This window comes from Rhizobium sp. 18065 (genome assembly GCF_902706095.1).
Lineage (GTDB): Bacteria > Pseudomonadota > Alphaproteobacteria > Rhizobiales > Rhizobiaceae > Allorhizobium.
Map to the genome: position 1 here is coordinate 437,983 of NZ_CACSJP010000003.1, position 17,457 is coordinate 455,439.

Annotated in this window: 16 protein-coding genes; 9 read left to right on the plus strand and 7 right to left on the minus strand. The window is 60.1% G+C overall.

The features are described 5' to 3' along the window. Window positions 1–584 precede the first annotated feature (584 nt). The gene (locus GVK95_RS10525) at window positions 585–1,193 is read right to left on the minus strand and encodes a J domain-containing protein (RefSeq protein ID WP_159949232.1); all 609 of its coding nucleotides are present in this window, start codon (window positions 1,191–1,193) and stop codon (window positions 585–587) included. A 257-nt stretch (window positions 1,194–1,450) separates the two neighbouring features. Continuing rightward, window positions 1,451–2,092, minus strand: coding sequence for a TetR family transcriptional regulator (locus GVK95_RS10530; RefSeq protein ID WP_159949234.1), 642 nt, complete (start codon window positions 2,090–2,092; stop codon window positions 1,451–1,453). A gap of 219 nt (window positions 2,093–2,311) precedes the next feature. On the opposite strand from GVK95_RS10530, the gene GVK95_RS10535 reads away from it, so the two are divergent. The 7 genes from GVK95_RS10535 (at window position 2,312) to GVK95_RS10565 (ending at window position 9,517) form a co-directional block, all read left to right on the plus strand. After that, window positions 2,312–3,226: a shikimate dehydrogenase gene (locus GVK95_RS10535; RefSeq protein WP_159949236.1), complete on the plus strand. Its 915-nt coding sequence runs from the start codon at window positions 2,312–2,314 to the stop codon at window positions 3,224–3,226. A 120-nt stretch (window positions 3,227–3,346) separates the two neighbouring features. Continuing rightward, window positions 3,347–4,342, plus strand: coding sequence for a TRAP transporter substrate-binding protein DctP (gene dctP, locus GVK95_RS10540; protein WP_159949238.1), 996 nt, complete (start codon window positions 3,347–3,349; stop codon window positions 4,340–4,342). 67 nt (window positions 4,343–4,409) lie between these two features. Beyond that, a complete protein-coding gene (locus GVK95_RS10545) occupies window positions 4,410–4,928 on the plus strand; it encodes a TRAP transporter small permease subunit (RefSeq protein ID WP_159949240.1) in 519 nt (172 codons plus the stop codon). Next, window positions 4,925–6,226, plus strand: coding sequence for a TRAP transporter large permease (locus GVK95_RS10550; RefSeq protein ID WP_159949242.1), 1,302 nt, complete (start codon window positions 4,925–4,927; stop codon window positions 6,224–6,226). Before GVK95_RS10545 ends, GVK95_RS10550 begins: the two co-directional genes overlap by 4 nt. A gap of 5 nt (window positions 6,227–6,231) precedes the next feature. Beyond that, window positions 6,232–6,681 (plus strand): type II 3-dehydroquinate dehydratase, encoded by a 450-nt coding sequence (locus tag GVK95_RS10555; RefSeq protein WP_159949244.1) that lies wholly within the window; start codon window positions 6,232–6,234, stop codon window positions 6,679–6,681. A 156-nt stretch (window positions 6,682–6,837) separates the two neighbouring features. Continuing rightward, window positions 6,838–8,730, plus strand: coding sequence for a sugar phosphate isomerase/epimerase and 4-hydroxyphenylpyruvate domain-containing protein (locus tag GVK95_RS10560; RefSeq protein ID WP_159949246.1), 1,893 nt, complete (start codon window positions 6,838–6,840; stop codon window positions 8,728–8,730). A 526-nt stretch (window positions 8,731–9,256) separates the two neighbouring features. Further along, window positions 9,257–9,517: a hypothetical protein gene (locus GVK95_RS10565; RefSeq protein ID WP_159949248.1), complete on the plus strand. Its 261-nt coding sequence runs from the start codon at window positions 9,257–9,259 to the stop codon at window positions 9,515–9,517. Between the two features lie 54 nt (window positions 9,518–9,571). Here the strand turns inward: GVK95_RS10565 and GVK95_RS10570 are convergent, their stop codons facing one another. The 5 genes from GVK95_RS10570 to GVK95_RS10590 form a co-directional block, all read right to left on the minus strand. After that, window positions 9,572–10,486, minus strand: coding sequence for an SMP-30/gluconolactonase/LRE family protein (locus GVK95_RS10570; protein ID WP_159949250.1), 915 nt, complete (start codon window positions 10,484–10,486; stop codon window positions 9,572–9,574). A 13-nt stretch (window positions 10,487–10,499) separates the two neighbouring features. Then, a complete protein-coding gene (locus GVK95_RS10575) occupies window positions 10,500–11,441 on the minus strand; it encodes an ABC transporter permease (protein WP_159949252.1) in 942 nt (313 codons plus the stop codon). Beyond that, window positions 11,438–12,385 carry an ABC transporter permease gene (locus GVK95_RS10580; protein WP_159949254.1) on the minus strand — a complete coding sequence of 316 codons (948 nt, stop codon included), beginning with the start codon at window positions 12,383–12,385 and terminating at the stop codon, window positions 11,438–11,440. The genes GVK95_RS10575 and GVK95_RS10580 overlap by 4 nt, the downstream gene beginning before the upstream one ends. Then, on the minus strand, window positions 12,382–13,848 hold the full coding sequence (locus tag GVK95_RS10585) for a sugar ABC transporter ATP-binding protein (protein ID WP_159949256.1): 1,467 nt from the start codon (window positions 13,846–13,848) through the stop codon (window positions 12,382–12,384). The genes GVK95_RS10580 and GVK95_RS10585 overlap by 4 nt, the downstream gene beginning before the upstream one ends. A gap of 120 nt (window positions 13,849–13,968) precedes the next feature. After that, window positions 13,969–14,985, minus strand: coding sequence for an ABC transporter substrate-binding protein (locus tag GVK95_RS10590; protein ID WP_159949258.1), 1,017 nt, complete (start codon window positions 14,983–14,985; stop codon window positions 13,969–13,971). A gap of 283 nt (window positions 14,986–15,268) precedes the next feature. Between GVK95_RS10590 and GVK95_RS10595 the strand changes: the two genes are divergently transcribed. After that, window positions 15,269–16,513: a sensor histidine kinase gene (locus GVK95_RS10595; protein ID WP_159949260.1), complete on the plus strand. Its 1,245-nt coding sequence runs from the start codon at window positions 15,269–15,271 to the stop codon at window positions 16,511–16,513. Further along, complete coding sequence (locus GVK95_RS10600) at window positions 16,510–17,232, plus strand: response regulator transcription factor (protein ID WP_159949262.1); 723 nt, start codon at window positions 16,510–16,512, stop codon at window positions 17,230–17,232. The genes GVK95_RS10595 and GVK95_RS10600 overlap by 4 nt, the downstream gene beginning before the upstream one ends. Window positions 17,233–17,457: the final 225 nt, after the last annotated feature.

Below are 17,457 nucleotides of genomic sequence, written 5' to 3' on the forward strand. Positions count from 1 at the left end.
AGTTTCGATCGACCATCGATTAAAAAATAGCAGAGACAGGCATCCTCCGCCATCCAGCAGCGTTGCACGTCCAGGCGTGGGGGTAGCCAGTCCGGCGTATTGAATCGTGGCGACGCGGACGTGCATCGGCTGTTGCCTGTCGGCGCGGCAGGGAAGTCAGTAACGCATCACTGGATGGGATCATCGTTCACAGGCAACTACGTCTTCGAGCGCATTTACGTATTTTTTTCGTCAATGCGCGTTGGGCACTTGGAAATTCCAGTTATCTATGGCAATCTCATCCCACTATCGAAGCGGAATCGCTTCACGGGCGCTCTGCCCCAATTTTTCAGCTACATGGTCAAGTTCGGTTAACCATAGCGGCATCCGCAGTGGCGAAACTAAACGGCCATTTCAATTTCATATTGCAAATTGCGCTTAGCAAAATCAACGTGTTAAGAACTGCGAAAAGTATCCGCGGCAGTCATGATTCCGGCTTGTGGCAGCACATCTGGCGCCGCCAACGGCGCCGCTCGCATTCAGTTTTGATCCGCTGCGCTGATTTTGTTCACTGCATGTCGTGGCGACAGGACAAGGTCGCGTGTTCAACAGAACCCGTTGAGCTTCAGGATCTTGTGCGCGTCGATCGAGGCGCGAAGCTTGTCTTCTGAATTGCGATCGCCGTGGTTCGCGTCCGGATGGTGCAGCTTGAGCATCTGCTTGTAGCGGCTTCTGATTTCCTCCGGCGTTGCGTCCGGCGAAAGGTCGAGCGCATCGAATGCCTTCGCTTCCAGTACTTTGAGCTTGCGCCGCTGAAGTTCCACCCCTGCCGCCTGGCGCTGCTGCGCAGTTTTGCGCGAATTGATTGCCTTCGCCGAACCGGAGCGGGCAGTGGACGGGAGCGGGGTTTCAGACGGCCGTTTGACGCTGGTGCCCGCGGTCGCAAGGCTACCGCTTGCCGCTTCCCTCTGGTAGCGCGCAGTCACGGGATCGGACAGGTTCGTCGCGAAATTATAACCCTTGTTATATTCCCGGACATGATCGGGACAGAACTGTAGATAAAGCCCTTCCGCATCTCTCCCGACAGGAGCGCGATGTGTTCCAGCCGCTTCGCAACCGTCCCATTGGCAGGTGGGACCGGTCGGCTTGCGATGCGGTGCAGCTTTTTTGCGGGTAGGCTTCAGGCCCACGAAAATCTTTGAATCAGACGTCATCGCGCCTTATAGGGCAGAGCTGCTCCAAACGGCAAGACCAACAACACAGCGACGAGCGACTGCAGGTTTGCCGGTGCTGGGGTCTTAATACCCATTCCAGTTGGCGAGCCAAGTGCTTAGGCGGCGGGAAATGAAGTGCGCCTACTCTCTGCCGAGACGCATGTCGTCGGGTATGTGTTGCAGATAGGCCATAGCCATCGGAACGCCTTTCGAATTTTCCACCAGAGTGTCCGAAGATCTGATCGTGCGATGCGGGGCTAAGGGCTTTGCAGATAGGCGATCACGGCGTCGGAGATCATCTGTTTGTGGCGTGCGTAGAGGCTCGTTTCGGAGAGGTCGCGATGAAAGATCGTGCCGAATGTGTAACGGTTGGACACGCGAAAGAAACAGAAGGCGCTGATCAGCATATGCAGGTCGATCGCATCAGCCTTGCGTGTGAAGGCGGTTTCGCGAAGGCCTCGGTCGAGGATTGCCTGGATCGTGCGGATGACAGAGATGTTCAATTCGCCGATCTCAGTTGACCGCTTCATGTGCATGGCATGATGAATGTTCTCGATGCTCACCAGGCGCACGAATTCGGGATTGCGTTCGTCGTGGTCGAAGGTCGTCGATATCAACTGTCGCAGGGCCTGTTCCGCCGGCATGTCGGCGAGTTCCAGGTCTGCCTCCAGCGAGCGGATTTTCCGATAGGCCTTTTCCAGGACAGCCAGATACAGGCCCTCCTTGCTGCCGTAATAGTAGTAGATCATGCGCTTGGAGGTGCGGGTCTTCTCGGCAATCGCATCGACGCGCCCGCCCGACAGGCCAAACTCGGCAAATTCTGCAGTGGCGATCTCCAGAATATTCTCCTTGGTCTTTTCCGGATCGTTCTTGCGTGCATCGCTGGCTGCTCTGGCCATGGTCGTCCCTACTCCCTGTATTCGGTGCGGTCTCAAGCGCGCGCTGCCAAGCGCGCCGTTTGGCTGCTGCCTCTCCCCATTTCTTAGTCATCTTGACGCTTTGATTCAACAGCTGGAGAATTGACACGAACTAGTTCGTACATTATTCGTTGATCTGAGGATGCGTGCTGACTGATGGAGGATCGGGCAGCAGATCGCACTGGCGGCTCAGGCCGCGAGATGGATCACGCAGGTGAGAGGGAGGGTACGGCTATCATCGTCGAGACAAAGTCTGCGGGCCTTATCGGTGCGGGAATCCAGCGCTCACTCACGCCCGCCATGCATATGGCGGAAGGCGCAGCTCAGGGCCTCGACTATGATTATGTGCTCATCGACCTCGACGCGCTGGGTCATGATCCTGACACGTTGCCTGACCTGATCCGCGAGGCAGAAAGCAGTGGCTTCTGTGGCGTCAACATCACCTATCCCTGCAAGCAGAGGGTCATGCCGCTGCTCGACGAGTTGTCCGAAGACGCCGCAATGCTGGGTGCCGTCAACACAGTCGTGTTTCGCGACGGTAAGCGCTTCGGTCACAATACTGACTGGTGGGGCTTTGCCGAAGGCTTTCGCCGACAGCTGCCCAAGGCTGATCTGGAAAGCGTGGTTCAGCTCGGCGCCGGCGGTGCGGGTGCCGCAACTGCCTTTGCGATCCTGAAGATGGGTGCGGAATTGCTGACGATCTTCGATGTCGACAGTGATCGCGCCGCGCAGCTGGCGGACACGATGGAGGGCCATTTCCCGCAGGCGAGCGTGCGCGCCGGGGGCGATCTTGAGCAAGCGATGCGCACGGCGACCGGTCTTGTGCATGCGACGCCCACCGGCATGGACAAACGTCCCGGTCTGCCGCTGCCCGCACGCTACTTGCGGCGCGAGGTCTGGGTGTCGGAAGTGGTCTATTTCCCGCTGGAAACCGCCTTGCTGGCCGAGGCGCGCACGCGCGGTTGCCATGTGGCGCATGGCGGCGATATGGCTGTATTTCAGGCCGTCGGCGCATTCAGGCTGTTTACCGGACGCGAGCCGGATGTGGATCGCATGCTGGCGCATTTTCTGGCGCTGACCAATCCGGATCCGATGCGGGGCGAGCGTCATGGCTGATGTTCGGTCCTGCGGGAAAGTCGATCTCGCAAGCAGATTAGAAAGGGCGGCCGGGCGGCCGCTCTGATGAGGAGAAGTCCCGCGACCGTGGAGGCGGATGGGACATTGAGGAGGAAAGACATGACACTCGAACTTTCGCGGCGCCATTTCCTTGGTGCATCCCTAGCTGCCACGGCCACGGTCATGGCAGGTTCTACAGCGGTCTTCGCTCAGGACGCGGTGACGCTGAAATTCTCGGCGGTATTCTCCGAGCAGGATATTCGCGCCGGCATGGTGAAGATGTTTGCCGAAGAGTTGAAGGACAGCTTCAAGGTTGAGCCCTTCTATGGCGGCACGCTGTTCAAGCAGGGCACGGAACTGGTCGCGCTCCAGCGTGGCAACCTGCAGATGGGCAACATCGCCCCGCAGGATATTTCCAAGCAGGTGCCGGAATGGTCCGTGCTGACGTCGGCCTACCTGTTTCGCGATGCAGCCCATGTCCGGGCTTTCTTCGCCAGCGATGTCGGTGCGGAATTCAAGAAGATGGCAGAGGACAAGGCCGGCGTTCATATTCTCGGACCGACCTATTTCGGCGCGCGCCAGGTTGGCCTCAAGCCTGAAAAGAAGATCAGCGGTCCCGCCGATCTCGCCGGCGTCAAGCTGCGCATGCCGGGCGGCGATGCCTGGCAGTTCCTCGGTGAATCGCTCGGCGCAAACCCGATCCCGATGGCCTATGCCGAGGTCTATACCGGTCTTCAGACCGGCGCGATCGACGGTCAGGACAATCCGCTGCCCAACGTCAAGAACATGAAGTTCTATGAAGTCATGTCGCAGATCGTCATGACCTCGCATCTGATCGGCTATGACCTTTTGACGGTATCCGCCGACGTCTGGAAGGGCCTCACGCCCGACCAGCAGGCAAAGATCCAGGCCGCTGCCGACAAGGCGATGATGTGGAGCGAAGAGCAGCATCTTGCCCAGGAGGCCACCCTGGTCGAGGAATTCAAGGCCGCCGGCCTTCAGGTCTATGAGCCGGATCTCGATGCCTTCCGCAAGTTCGCGCAGGAGAAATACCTGGCCTCGGATCTCGCCAAGAGCTGGCCGGCCGGTATCCTTGAAAAGGTCGCGGCTCTCTGATCGTTCGTCACCCATTGATGCGGGCCGGTTTTCCGGCTCGCATCATGCAACAGGAAAGTGACGCTGGATGACTGACAAAATCCCACTAATTGCCGAATGGTTGAGACGCCGGGCGGAAGACCTGCTCGCCTACATGCTGCTGAGCATGTTCGTGATCTTTCTGCTACAGATCGCCTTCCGCTACCTGCTGAACCTGTCCATTGGCTGGACCCATGAGGCGAGCGTGGCGCTATGGATCTGGATCGTGCTCTTCGGCTCCGCTTTCGTCATCCGCGAAGTTGAGGAAATCCGCTTCGATTTCTTCTGGGCCAGTGCAAGTGCTGGCGCGCGACGTGTCATGCAGATCTTGTGTGCGATCGCACTGGTCGCGGCATTCGGTATCTCTCTGCCGGCGGTGATCGACTACATCGGCTTCATGAAGGTCGAAAGCACGGCATATCTCAAGATCCGCTTCGACTATCTCTATTCGATCTATATCATCTTCGCGGTCGCCATGATCGTCCGCTACATCTGGCTCGGTGTCGCCGCCATCCGCGGCAAGGCACCTGAAGCCTTCGATCCCACCAAAGCGGGCTCCGGCGTATGAACTTTACCAGTCCTTTTTCGATATCCATCTTCGTCATCACCGGTCTGGCCTTCCTCGGCCTGCCGATTGGTCTGTCCATGATGACGGGATCGGTTCTCTATCTCTTTCTCGTCGGCGCCGACATGGGCACCGTCGCCGAGCAATTCCTGAACGGCATGTATTCGAACTATGTCATCCTCTCGGTGCCACTGTTCATCCTTGCGGCCGAATTCATGAACATCGGCTCGATGACGGAGCGGCTGCTGGCATTCTGCAATGTGCTGGTCGGCCGTTTTCGCGGCGGCCTGGCGCAGGTCAATGTTGTCCAGAGCATCATATTTGCCGGCATGTCGGGATCAGCCGTTGCCGACGCGGCAGGCAGCGGCCGAATGATGCAGAACATGATGACGCGGGACGACCGCTATCCGGCGAGCTATGCGGCGGCTTTGACCGCCGTCACCTCGGTGATCGGCCCGATCATTCCACCGTCGATTCCAATGATCGTCTACGCCTTGGTGTCCGACGCGTCGATTGGCTATCTGTTTCTCGCCGGCATGGTGCCGGGCCTGTTGATGGCCGGGCTGCAAATGCTGCAGGTCGCCTATGACGCGCGCCGTCGCAATTTCCCGGTCGAAGCGCCTGTTGCGCTCAAGGAAATCCCGCGTATCACCTGGCGCGCCTTTCCCGCATTGATGATGCCGGTCCTGTTGCTCGGCTGCATCTATTCCGGCGTGACGACACCGACCGAAGCCGCAGCGCTTGCTGCCGCCTATGCGCTGCTCGTCTCCGTTGTGATCTATCGCAGCATTAGCTGGGGCGCATTTTACGACGCGCTCTTGCTTAGCGCCAAGTCGTCGACATCGATCGGCATGCTGATCGCGGGCGCGCTCGTGTTCAACTACGTCGTCACGATCGAAAATATTCCCGATGGACTGCGCGTGTTGCTGACAGGCTGGGAACTCACGCCGACGACTTTCCTCATCCTCGTCAACATCGTCCTGCTGGTACTCGGATGTGTGCTGGAGGGGACGGCGATCCTTCTGATCATCGTGCCGGTCTTCATTCCGACGGCCCAGGCACTGGGCATCGACATGGTCCATTTCGGCGTCGTCGTCGTCGTCAACATCATGCTCGGACTGGTCACGCCACCCTATGGCCTGTTGCTGTTCATCATGACGAACATCTCCGGCGTTCCGGTGCGCCACATCATCCGGGACGCTCTTCCCTTCATCGGCAGCATGTTTTTGTGCCTGATCCTGATCACCTTCATTCCGGACCTGGTTCTGTGGCTGCCGCGGCTAATGGGGTATCAGGGATGACGCCGATGAACGAAACGAAGCCGATATACATCCTCAATGGACCCAATCTGAGCCGGCTCGGAAAACGGGAGCCGGAGATCTATGGGCATGACACGCTTGCGGACGTTGAGGCCTGGTGCCGGGAGGCGGCAGGCCTCAGGCCCGTGGTCTTCCTGCAGACCAACAGCGAGGAAAAGCTGATCGACCTTGTGCATGAGGCAATCGACGAAGGCGCGGGCATCATCATCAACCCAGCCGCTTTTACCTTCACTTCGCTGGCACTTCTTGATGCGCTGAAGATGTTCAAGGGCCCGGTCATCGAGTTCCACATCAGCAATGTGCACAGGCGCGAGGCGATCTATCACCGCTCCTACGTTTCCATGACGGCGACCACGGTCATGGCGGGGCTCGGCGCCAAGGGCTATCCGATCGCCGTGAGAGCGCTCGAATTGTTGATCTCTGAAGGCAAGCGCTAAAGCAATTCCAGCAAAAGTGGGTACCGGTTTTGCGTCCGGAATTGCGTGAAAACAAAGAGATAGAGCATTGAAGGCGACTCCGTTTTCGCCGGAAATGCTCTAGTCGCCATCCACCGGGCATGACGTCAGGATGTCTCGATACGCCAGGAGCTGCAGATGAAAACATCGATCGCAACCGTATCGATCAGCGGAAATTTCGAAGAAAAGCTGGCGGCCATCGCGCGCGCCGGCTTTGATGGTATCGAGATTTTCGAGAACGATTTCCTCGCCTATGACCGGTCGCCCGCAGATGTCGGGCGCATGGTTCGCGATCACGGTCTCGAAGTCACCCTGTTCCAGCCATTCCGTGATTTCGAAGGCATGCCGGAACCGTTCCGAAGCCGCAATTTCGACAGGGCCGAGCGGAAGTTCGACCTGATGGCCGAACTCGGCACGGACCTGATGCTGATCTGCTCGAATACGTCGGCGGTCTCGCTGGGGGGGATCGACAGAGCCGCAGATGACTTCCGGGAATTGGGGGAAAGGGCCGCCCGACGCGGATTGCGCGTCGGATACGAGGCGCTCGCCTGGGGGCGGCACATTCATGATCACAGGGACGCCTGGGAAATCGTGCGCCGGGCCGATCACCCGAGCATTGGCCTGATCCTCGACAGTTTTCACACCTTGGCGCGCAAGATCGACGTCAACTCCATTCGATCGATCCCGGGCGACCGCATATTCATCGTGCAACTTGCCGATGCACCGCAGATCGATATGGACCTGCTCTACTGGTCGCGCCACTTCCGCAACATGCCGGGGGAGGGCGACCTGCCGGTGACCGACTTCATGCGGGCAGTGGCCGCGACCGGCTATCGTGGCTATCTGTCGCTCGAAATCTTCAACGACCAGTTCCGAGGCGGCTCTCCCACGGCGATCTCGGCCGACGGCCATCGTTCGCTGGTCTATCTGATGGACCAGGTGAAGCGGGCAGAGCCGGCTGTCGCGATGGATGTGCCGGTCATGCCGGATCGTGCAGAGGTCGAAGAGATCGCTTTCGTCGAATTCGCCGTCAGTGACGACGATGCGCGCCAGTTGGAGGCGCTTCTGGAGGTCCTGGGCTTCCAGGCGGTCGCCAGGCACAAGTCCAAGGCCGTGACCCGGTTTCGCCAGGGCGGCGTCAACCTGATCCTCAATCGGGATGAAACCGGCTTTGCCAGCGCTTCCTATCTGGTGCATGGGGCAAATGCCTACGCGATTGCTTTGATGGTCGACGATGCCAATGCCGCGATGGAACGCGCCATTGCACTTGGCGCGGAGGCGTTTCAGCAACCGGTGGCGTCGGGAGAACTCACAGTACCTGCGATCCGGGGTGTCGGCGGTGGCATTTTATACTTCCTTGATCGAAAGAGCGATCTCGGCCGCCTATGGGATGTGGATTTTGAGCCTCTGCCGGAGATCGATGAAAACCCGAAGAATGTCGGGCTGACCGGTTTCGATCATGTGGCGCAGACGGTCAAGTATGACGAGATGCTGACCTGGCTGCTGTTTTACACATCGCAACTGAACACCCGCAAGACGCCGATGGTCGATATCATCGATCCCGCCGGAGTGGTCCGCAGCCAGGTCGTGGAGAATGCGGCAGGCAGCCTGCGGATCACGTTGAACGGTGCGGAAAACCGCAATACGCTGGCCGGACATTTCATCGCGGAGACCTTCGGCTCGGGTATCCAGCACCTTGCCTTCCAGACCGGCGACATCTTCGCCACGGCAGAGGCCCTCAGGCGAAACGGATTTGTGCCGCTGACCATCTCGCCAAATTACTATGACGATGTCGAAGTGCGCTTCGGACTGGATCCGACGCTGGTCGATGAGCTGAAACGCAGCAATATTCTCTATGACCGCGACGAGCATGGCGAATATTTCCAGCTCTATTCGCCGACCTATGGCGAAGGCTTCTTCTTCGAGATCGTCGAGCGACGTGGCTACCAGGGATATGGTGCCGCCAATGCGATCTTCCGCATCGCAGCACTCAGACGGTATCTTCGGCCGGATGGAATGCCGTCGACGTAAACGGCACGCTGGCCGCCTGCTGATAAAATCCTGTCACCCGCTGGCTGTGGCGTCACATCCGGCCGAGCGCGGTCGACCAGACGCGCGCGTCCTGTCGTTGTGATGCGCCTATCGACGCGACCTAAGGATCGGCAGGTCGCATTTCGAACCCATTGTCAATTCATGAGAAACAAAGAGGGACGGGAAAGCGTTGTCGACCCTCGTAAGGGACGCGCGCTGGTTCCGTTGGTCTGCCCACAGCGATCCGTTGTGGGGGCGTTTCGTCCTTTTGGAGGAATTGAATGCCGGATGTTGAAATGGCAAGAATGACAGCCCGGTTGCCGTCAGATGCCGGCGCACTTGCGATATTCGGACACACGAGCATCGCTGTTGGCGGCCAGAACGAACGCGCACCGCGAGACCGGGCTTAGGTCAGTCGGGCGAAACAAGCTGTGGCAATTGCTCAAATATTAGGATTGTCGGTGGCGCTGGCTGTTGGCCATTGATATCAACCGCCTCCATTTTGATACAAGGACGACTGTCGCTTATGGATTCGCGCCGGGAAATTGCGGAACGCATCATCGCACGATGCAGGGATCGTGGCAGGCCGATCGACACGCATCCGCAGTTTGGCGATCTGCTCGAACTTTGGATTGCCGGTTCGATCACCATGCCCGAGATGCGCTGGAGACTTCTCGATCTCCTGCGTCGGGATACAGCAGAGCGGCGGGCGGCCCAGCTCGAAGATGGCAAGATCCGGGATGCCGAGATCCGGGATACAGGACCAGAGGACGATGCTATCGACTGACAGTCGCCACGCTGCGACAAACGACGGGGTCTCTTCACCAAACCCGCCGCTGGACTACGGAGTTTGTGCACCTGTCGCCGTGACATAGATCGAATAGAGCGATTTTGTCGCGGTAATGAACAGCCGGTTGCGGCGCGGGCCGCCGAAGGTCAGGTTGGCGACCGTCTGAGGCACCAGTATCTTGCCGAGCAGCGTACCATCTGGGGCAAAGCAATGTACGCCATCGGCGGCGCTGGACCAGAGATTGCCGGCGGTATCCAGTCGGATACCATCGGGGATGCCAATGTCGAGCTGGGCGAAGACGCGGCCATTGGCGAGCTTGCGACCGTCGACCACGTCGAAGACGCGGATATGGCGTGGCGCGCCTTCCACATGGCTCGCGCCGGAATCGGCGATGTAAAGCAGGCTTTCATCGGGTGAAAAGGCGAGCCCGTTCGGCTGCAGGAAATCATCGACCATGACTTCGATCACGCCGGTATCCGGTTCCAGCCGGTAGACGTTGCGTGTCTTCTGTTCGGGGTCTGCCTTGTATCCTTCGTAGTCGGACAGGATGCCGTAGGTCGGGTCGGTGAACCAGACGGAACCGTCCGAACGCACCACGACATCGTTCGGCGAGTTCAGCCGCTTGTCACTGAAGCTGTCCGCCAGCACGGTGATCGTGCCGTCGACCTCGGTTCGGGTGACCCGGCGAAGACCATGTTCGCAGGAGACAAGCCGGCCCTGCCGGTCGCGGGTATTGCCATTGGTGAAGTTCGACGGTGTGCGAAACACCGAGATGCCGCCACCCTCGACATAACGCAGCATGCGCTGGTTTGGGATGTCGCTGAACAGCAGATATCCGCCATCGTCGAACCAGACGGGACCTTCCGCCCAACGGCAGTCGGAATAGAGCTCCTCCAGATCGGCGCTGCTGATAACCAGCGAGCGAAAACGCGGGTCGAAAATCTCATAATTGGGGTTTTGCGACATGATACTGTCCTGCCTAACGTTTTCCGGCTGTTCGCCCGCCGGCGAGCATGATGACGGCGATGATGATGAGACCTGTCAGGATGAGCCGGACACCGGCGCCGAATCCATAGGTGTTGAGCATGGAGACCACCAGGAACATGAAGAGCGAGGCACCCCAGATGCCCGGTACGTTGGAATCTCCGCCGGCAACCGCCGTGCCGCCGATGACCACAACGGCGATCGACATCAGCAGATATTCCGATCCCATGTTGAGCGCCGCGCCGCCGGAAAAGCTCGCCAGCAGATAGCCGCAAATCGAGGCAAGGATCGCGCAAAGCACATAGGTAACAAACCGGATGCCGTCGATGGGAATGCCGGCCATGCGGGCGGCACGAATGCTCTGGCCGATGGCGGCGATCCAGCGCCCGTAGACGGTCTTTTGCAGGAGTACCCAGACAATCGCCGAGAGAATGAGCGCGATGATCGCGACATTGGGGATGCCGGCCGTGGTCGAGGTGGTAAAGTCTGCCAGCGCCGGTGGCGGTTTGATGCGCAACCCGCGATTGGTCCAGATGGCGGTGGATTGCACGACGAAGCTCATCGACAGGGTGGCGATGATCGGCGGAATGCGCAGCAGCTTGATCAAGGCATAATTGCCCGTTCCAATCAGGACACCGATGCCGATGGCGACAAGCAGGCCCGGCAGGACCATGCTGTCTTCGACATTCATCAGCTTCAGCGCCACCGTGCCGGCCAGCGTCATGGTGGCTGGCACTGAAAGATCGATATTGCCGGGACCAAGCGTGATCACCAGCATCTGGCCGATGCCAACGATGACCGAGAAGGCGGCAAATGTCAGCGTCGCCTGGGCGAGGCCCGCCATGCTTGCCCCGCCAGTCACGAGGATGGTGGTCAGGAAAACCAGCGCCGTGGCGATGAAGGACCAGATCCACGGTTTGCGCATCAGGGCGATCATCGGCGTGTTCTCCTTGCTTCGAAGCGGTTGAGCAGCAGCCTCAGTCCCAGCACGATGATCAGGATCGCGCCTTGTGCGCCGATTTGCCAGTCCGGCGAAATCCGGAGAAAGGAGAGGAACGAGCCGGCAAGCGTCAGCGTCAGCGCGCCGATCACGGCGCCGATCGGCGAAACCCGACCGCCGACGAATTCACCGCCGCCCAGGATAACGCCGGCAATCGACAGCAGGGTATAGCGCAATGCGATATTGGCGTCGGCTGCGGTTGTCAGTCCGACCAGTGCAATGCCGGCCAGGATCGCGAAGAAGGCGGCCAGCGCATAGGCCGCCGCCCGTGCCCGGACAATCGACCAGCCGGCACGCTCGACCGAGCGCGCATTGCCGCCGACGCCGCGCAGCACTACGCCGAATGACGAACGCATGATCAGGAAATGCGAGACGAGTGCAATCAGAACGCTGGCGACGATTGCCATCGGCACGATGGGCGGCTTCGAGGTCATGATTGCGCGTATCCAGTCCGGTGCCTGACCACCCGGTGCCGGCAGGATCAGGACTGCGAGGCCTCCCCAGACAAAACTCATGCCGAGCGTGACAACGATGGAGGGCAGGTCGCGCAGGTGGATCAGCACGCCAATGGCGGCATAGGTAGCGATGGCCGCCGCAAGGATGACAATGCCGAGGAGTGGCGTCGCCTGCAGAAAGGTGGCCGTAACACAGGCAACGAAGCTGACGAAGGTGCCCATGGATAGATCGAGGTCGTTGACCGTCATGATCAGCATCTGGGCGATGGTGGCCAGTGCGATCGGTACCGCGAGATTGAAGAGCAGGTTGAGCCCGGTATAGCTCATGGCGCGGGGCTGAAGATAAAACACCGCGATCAGCAGGACAGTCAGCGACAGCGCCGGAACGATGAGCCTGATCGTATCAGGGGAGAAGAATTTTTTCACGCTGCGACCTCGGTGAAGGATGCGGCGAGGATGTTTTCCTCCGTGACCGCCTCGCCTTTGAGTTCGGCGACGATCGCGCCATTGTTGAACACATAGACCCGGTCGCAGAGGCAGACCTCGTCCATTTCGGTCGAATACCAGACGAACGTGCGGCCCTGGTCCGCTTCGGTCCTGAGGATTCCGTAGACCTCCTGTTTGGTGCCGATATCGACGCCACGCATCGGGTCATCCATCAGGACGACCGGCGCGCGGCTTGCCAGGGCGCGGGCAAACAGCACCTTCTGCTGGTTGCCGCCGGAAAGCGACAGGATGTTGTTGTCCATGTCGGGCGTGCGGATCTCGATCTTTTCCCGCCACGACCGGCCAAGCGCCTGTTCGCGGGCTTCATCCAAAAGGCCGTGGCGCGCAAGGTCGGGTAGCAACGCGACGCTCATGTTCTTCAGGATACTCCACAGCGGAAAGGTGCCGTTGACCGCGCGGTCGCCGGCAACAAACATGGCAGCAGGATCACGCCTGCCGAACCAGTCACCGCTCAGGGACAGGTAGAGCTTGACCAGCATGTCGGTCTGGCCGTGACCGCCGAGGCCGGCAAATCCCACGATCTCGCCCGGAAATGCCTCAAAGGCCAGCCCGCGGCCGCGTACCGGTGTTGCCGATAGGGCAGGCGGGCCTGTTCTCTTGTCCGCCAAGACCCGCGCCGCGCGGTGTTCCTTGACCACGCTTCCCATTGCCTCGATCAGGCTGTGTTCGGAAAAATCGGATGCGGCGCGCTCGGTCACGACCCGGCCGTCCTTCATCACGATGATGCGGTCGGCAATGCCGAGAATTTCGCTCAGGATATGGGAAATGAAGATGACCGAACCACCAGTCGCAACGAACCTGCGGACATAGGCAAGAAGTTGAGCGGCCAGCCGCGAATCGAGCGAGGACGTGGGTTCGTCGAGGATGACCAGCCGGACGGGATGGCCGATCTCGCAAAAGGTGATGGCGATTTCCACCATCTGGCGTTCTGCGATCGAGAGATTGCCGACATGCTCGCCGCTATCGATGCCGTGGCCGGGAAAAATCTCGTCCAGCTTGCGGCCAATGATGTCGGCGCCACGCCGGCGCCAGCCCCAGCCGGAAAGCGGCTTGTGCATGACTCGGGTATTTTCCACGACGGTGAGGTTGGGGCAGAGCGACAGTTCCTGGAACACGCACCGTATACCGCTTTGCCTGGCCGCGCCGATGCCATGGCCAAGTGTCGCATCCTCACTGTAGATGACGCTGCCCTGATGCGGCGACAGCCCGCCATTAATGACGTTGACGATCGTCGACTTGCCCGCGCCGTTGTGACCGACAAGTCCTACACATTCACCCGAGCGAATAGAAAGCGTCACGCCGTCCAGCGCCTTGACCGCGCCGAAAATCACCTTGGCGTCGGAGACGCTGACGACCGTGTGCGTCGAACCGGCCTTTGTCATGTATCTTGATCCCATTGCATAATGACGGTGTCGGCTCGCCTGGCCAGAACGCAGGTCGATATGACCACCTGCCCCGCCCGGCGCACGGCCGGACGGAACAGGGAGGGGTTCTTCAGGGGCTTACTTCGCGCCCTCGATCACTTTCTGGGCGTCTTCCAATGCGTATTCGACATTGGCAACGCCGCCAGCCTGGGTGTTGGCCAGATTGGCTTCGAGATTGTCCTGGTCGATGCGCAGGAACGGCACGACGAGATCCTTCTTGACCTCTTTGCCATCCAGGATCTGCTGGGCGACCCAGAAGGCGAGCGTCGAGACGCCGGGCGCGATGGAGACCGACATGGTCTCATAGCCATTGGCGTCCTTCTGTTCCTTCCACCACTTCAATTCGTCTTCACGGTTGCCCATGACGATGATCGGCATCTTGCGATCGGCGGCAGCGATGGCCTGGGCTGCACCGTAGCCGTCACCGCCCTGGGTGACCACGCCGGCGATTTCCGGCAGGCTTGGCAGGATACCGGCGACAGCCTTCTGCGCCACGTCCTGGGCCCAATCGCCATGCACCGAGCCGGCGATCTTGAACTGCGGGAACTGCTTCACGCCTTCGTGGATACCGGCCGAAATCTCGTCATCGACAAAGACGCCGGCAAGGCCACGGATCTCAAGCAGATTGCCGCCGTCCGGCAGCTTGCCCGACAGATATTCAACCTGGCTGCGACCCATTTCCTTGAAGTCGACGGCGATGCGCCAGGCACAAGGCTCCGTGACGATGCCGTCAAACGAGACGACGGTGATGCCCGCGTCGCAGGCTTCCTTGATGGCGCCGTTGAGCGCTGTCGGCGAGGCCGCGTTGACGACAATCGCGTCGTAGCCCTGCAGGATCATGTTCTGGATCTGCGCGGCCTGCTCGGTCGCCTGGTTTTCGGCCGTGGTGAAGGCATCGGCGGCAGCCACCTTGCCATCCTTGACGGCGGCGCCTGTCACCTTTTCCCAACTCGTCAGCATCGCCTGTCGCCAGGAATTGCCGGCATAGTTGTTGGATAGCGCGATCTTCTTGCCCGAGGTATCCGCCTGCGCGGCCATGGGCGTGATGGCAAGGCAAAGTGCAGCCGTTGCCAGAAGTATTCTGGATTTCTTCATGGTCTCTCTCCCTCTTGTCCGACCTTCAGGCGGCCGGTTTCCTCTTTTCAAACCGTCCGCTGTCCGCGGACGAAACTGAACTCCCTCGTCGAGCACCTCCTCTCGACGCCAGTCAAGATGGTATAGAATGCAGTGCTTGTATAGGCTTGCCACGGCAGTGTGATTGCGGGGAATACGCAAGATGATGCGGGATCCAGCAAGACGCGGCCGGCACGGCTTCTATCTTATGGTATGTGAGGACGGCGCCTGTCGGGAGCAGGCTGTCGTGGAGGAGAGGAACGGCATGTTGAAGATAGCGCCCTCGGCGCTGCTCGATCATTACCTGGGCATCTCGCGCCTGTTGGCGGGGCAGCTCGACTTCCGCTCGGCCATCAAGGCTGTCGGCGCGGAGGTATCACACATCATTCCCCACGACCATCTCGATGTCTGCATCACCATGGTCAATGGCAAGTATCACACCGCCTATGAAACGGGCCTCGACACCGCCTGGGGCGAGCATGCGCCAGCGCCGATCTGCAACAGTCCGATCCGATCGCTGCTGTGGGGCGAGGTCGAGCAGATGATCACGCCGGATGCCCGGGTGGACCAGCGGTTTCATTTCGAGGATGCCTTCACCCGGCCGATCTTCGAGCACAATCTGAGAAGCCGCATCCACGTGCCGTTGAAGGTCGAGGGCGAGGTAATTGGCGCCCTGTCGTGCTCCTCCCATCAAATCGCGTTCTATTCGGCTGAGGATGTGGCCAATGCTTGCTCGGTCGCCGATCTGCTGTCGCCCTATTTCTTTGCCCTTCGCGCTGCCGACCAGGCCAAGCAGTCGGCCATCGTCGAGGCGGAAGCCCGCGCACGGGAAGAGGGTTTGCGGCTTGGAGCGCTGAACCTGACCGAGGCGCTGGAGAGGGAGCGCCAGCGTATCGGCATGGACCTGCACGACCAGACGCTGGCGGATCTGACGCGACTGTCGCGCCGGCTCGACCGGCTGATGAACGATGAAGAGGTGCCCGGCGACGCGCTGGAGCCGCTTGCGCGCAGCCTGCAGCATTGCATGCAGGACCTGCGCGAAATCATCGAGGAGGCCAAGCCTTCCGTGTTGCAACTCTTCGGCTTTGCCCAGGCGGTGGAAAACCATCTCGACCGCTCGCTGCGCGACACTGGCGGTGAAACCCGTTGGGCGCTGGTGGACGAGACCGACGGCCTGATCGATACGCTGGACAAGACGCTTCGCATCGCCCTCTTTCGCATTGCCCAGGAGGCGATCAACAATGCCGCGCGTCACGCGCAGGCGGGTCATATCTCGGTGCGGTTGCGCAGCCAGGCGCTGGGTGTCGTGATCGAAGTGTCGGATGACGGCCGCGGCATGACCCGGCCGCAGCGCCGTAGCGGCGGCGGCATCGACAACATGATGACGCGGGCCCGGCTGATATCGGCCAAGTTCACTATGGGCCCCTGCCGGGAAGGCAAGGGTACGGTCGTGCGCGTGCAGTTGCCGGTCGGCCCGGCAAAACCGAAAATCGCTGGAGATATCCAATGAAAGTTCTGATTGTCGAGGATGATCCGCTGCACCGGTCCTACCTGCATGAGGCGGTCTGCGCCGCCTTGCCGGAATGCGACACCGTGATCGAGGCCGACAACGGCACCGCGGGCGAGAAACTCGCCCGCGACAACAAGTCCGCCCATGTGGTGATGGACCTGCAGATGCAGGCCCGCAACGGGATCGAAGCGGCGCGTACAATCTGGAAAGAGCGGCCCGACACCCGGATCCTTTTCTGGTCCAACTATTCGGACGAGGCCTATGTGCGCGGTGTCTCGCGTATCGTGCCGGATGGAGCGGCCTATGGCTATGTGTTGAAATCGGCATCCGACGAGCGGCTGAGGCTGGCGTTAAGGAGCATCTTCGTCGAGGCGCAATGTGTCATTGACCGCGAGGTGCGGGGCATGCAGCAAAAGAGCCTTGGCCAGGTGAACGGTTTCAGCGACACGGAATACGAAATCCTGGTCGACATCGCGCTGGGGCTGACCGACCGGGCGATCGCAAGGCGGCGCGGCCTGTCCTTGCGCAGCGTGCAGAACCGGCTGCAGCATTTGTACGAGAAGCTGGATGTCTACCAGATGGCGGCCGAGGACCATGACGACAGCCGGTTCAATCTGCGCGCCCGCGCCGTGACCGTGGCGCTATTGCGCAAGCTTTTGAACTATTCGTCGCTGGAGCGGGCGGAGGCAGAGCTCGCGGACTGGTTGAAGGCGGACTGAGGGCGGGGCGGACAAGCCTTTCTCGCAGGGGGGAAGAGACTGGTCGGCGTATCGGGCGTACACGGGAAAAGCCGGTGCATTGTGATCAAACGCGATTTCTCCGCCTGAAATCAACGCATTTACCATCTCGAGTGTCCAAGTTGCCCCCGCTCGTTGTCGCCAAGGTGCACATCGTGCTAATCAAAAACACAGATGGCCAAGCGCCGCCTTTAAATTCTCCCCATT

Excerpts from the sequence above, each read along its gene's own strand:
- GVK95_RS10525 (WP_159949232.1), bottom strand. The coding sequence starts at position 1,193 with ATGACGTCTGATTCAAAGATTTTCGTGGGCCTGAAGCCTACCCGCAAA.
- GVK95_RS10530 (WP_159949234.1), bottom strand. The coding sequence starts at position 2,092 with ATGGCCAGAGCAGCCAGCGATGCACGCAAGAACGATCCGGAAAAGACC.
- GVK95_RS10535 (WP_159949236.1), top strand. The coding sequence starts at position 2,312 with ATGGATCACGCAGGTGAGAGGGAGGGTACGGCTATCATCGTCGAGACA.
- dctP (WP_159949238.1), top strand. The coding sequence starts at position 3,347 with ATGACACTCGAACTTTCGCGGCGCCATTTCCTTGGTGCATCCCTAGCT.
- GVK95_RS10545 (WP_159949240.1), top strand. The coding sequence starts at position 4,410 with ATGACTGACAAAATCCCACTAATTGCCGAATGGTTGAGACGCCGGGCG.
- GVK95_RS10550 (WP_159949242.1), top strand. The coding sequence starts at position 4,925 with ATGAACTTTACCAGTCCTTTTTCGATATCCATCTTCGTCATCACCGGT.
- GVK95_RS10555 (WP_159949244.1), top strand. The coding sequence starts at position 6,232 with ATGAACGAAACGAAGCCGATATACATCCTCAATGGACCCAATCTGAGC.
- GVK95_RS10560 (WP_159949246.1), top strand. The coding sequence starts at position 6,838 with ATGAAAACATCGATCGCAACCGTATCGATCAGCGGAAATTTCGAAGAA.
- GVK95_RS10565 (WP_159949248.1), top strand. The coding sequence starts at position 9,257 with ATGGATTCGCGCCGGGAAATTGCGGAACGCATCATCGCACGATGCAGG.
- GVK95_RS10570 (WP_159949250.1), bottom strand. The coding sequence starts at position 10,486 with ATGTCGCAAAACCCCAATTATGAGATTTTCGACCCGCGTTTTCGCTCG.
- GVK95_RS10575 (WP_159949252.1), bottom strand. The coding sequence starts at position 11,441 with ATGATCGCCCTGATGCGCAAACCGTGGATCTGGTCCTTCATCGCCACG.
- GVK95_RS10585 (WP_159949256.1), bottom strand. The coding sequence starts at position 13,848 with ATGACAAAGGCCGGTTCGACGCACACGGTCGTCAGCGTCTCCGACGCC.
- GVK95_RS10590 (WP_159949258.1), bottom strand. The coding sequence starts at position 14,985 with ATGAAGAAATCCAGAATACTTCTGGCAACGGCTGCACTTTGCCTTGCC.
- GVK95_RS10595 (WP_159949260.1), top strand. The coding sequence starts at position 15,269 with ATGTTGAAGATAGCGCCCTCGGCGCTGCTCGATCATTACCTGGGCATC.
- GVK95_RS10600 (WP_159949262.1), top strand. The coding sequence starts at position 16,510 with ATGAAAGTTCTGATTGTCGAGGATGATCCGCTGCACCGGTCCTACCTG.